Origin of the sequence: Vibrio sp. 779(2023), from assembly GCF_033344285.1 — a bacterium.
In the GTDB taxonomy this organism is placed as follows: Bacteria; Pseudomonadota; Gammaproteobacteria; order Enterobacterales; family Vibrionaceae; genus Vibrio; species Vibrio alginolyticus.
Map to the genome: position 1 here is coordinate 1 of NZ_JAWPOM010000256.1, position 1,006 is coordinate 1,006.

The window sequence follows — 1,006 nt, forward strand, 5'->3', positions numbered from 1 at the left end:
AGGATGCAAAACCGCTATCGCTTGAGTCAGTTGATCTCGTCGATAACGCGAAGCCACTTCCAATTGAGGCAATTCAAATACGTCCCGCATCTGCTTTGCTAAGCCTTGCGCTTCTTCCAACACACTGGCATCAACAATCACAGCAGGAAGCTGTTCTCCACGCACCAACCGAATCATTAGCGACGCGTCACACCCCAAAGGTTCTTCTCGCTCTAGTGCCTCTGCTGCCTCTCCCCTTTGCAGTTGATACAGCTGTGCAGGCACGGAGAGCGCTGCCGCTAAATCGATCATGGCTTCTTTTTCGGCTTTGGTCGGAATGCGAGTCACCAGATCGGCGAATAACGCGTCAATTGGCAGTGGATAAACTTTTTTGCCGTGCTCTGTTACGTCACCGTTGTCGTCTAATGCACCCATCGCTTGCAAACACAGAAGAGCTGCGTTCAATGACTTTTCTGGAACCGCATCAAGAAAGTGCAGCTCAGATAAACGATAGCCACAACACGCCGCCGCAAGCATGGGCTCTACCAGCTCTTCACGATGCAACTCCGGTGGCGTGACCAACTCTAATGGAGCATGTTCGCCAAATAAACGGATACAAGTGCCTTCTGCTACGCGCCCAGCACGCCCCATTCGCTGTGCTGCACTGGCTTTTGAAATGTTGGTTAATGTGAGAGCAGTACGTCCGTTGCGCTGAACCGTTCTTCGCTCCAAACCGCTATCAATCACAACGCGGATGTTAGGAATGGTAAGCGACGTTTCCGCGACATTGGTTGCCAGCACCACTTTGCGCTGCGCTTGAACAGTTAAAGCTCGATGTCGCTCTTCATCACTGACCGAGGCATGAAGCTTCACCACCAGCACATCATCCAAGTGCTGTAACATCTGCGCGCACTGAGTGATCTCTTTTCGACCCGGTAAAAACACCAAGATATCGCCTTCCTCATCTTCAAGGGCTTCTTTTACTGTTTTCACCACGTCATTTTCACACCCTTTTTTATTGGGCAGA

At 50.9% G+C, this 1,006-nt stretch carries 1 protein-coding gene; it reads right to left on the reverse strand.

The genetic code is table 11. From position 1 onward, the window contains the following. On the reverse strand, window positions 1–1,006 hold a 1,006-nt coding region (locus R8O70_RS26450), incomplete at both ends, for a helicase-related protein (protein WP_318184618.1).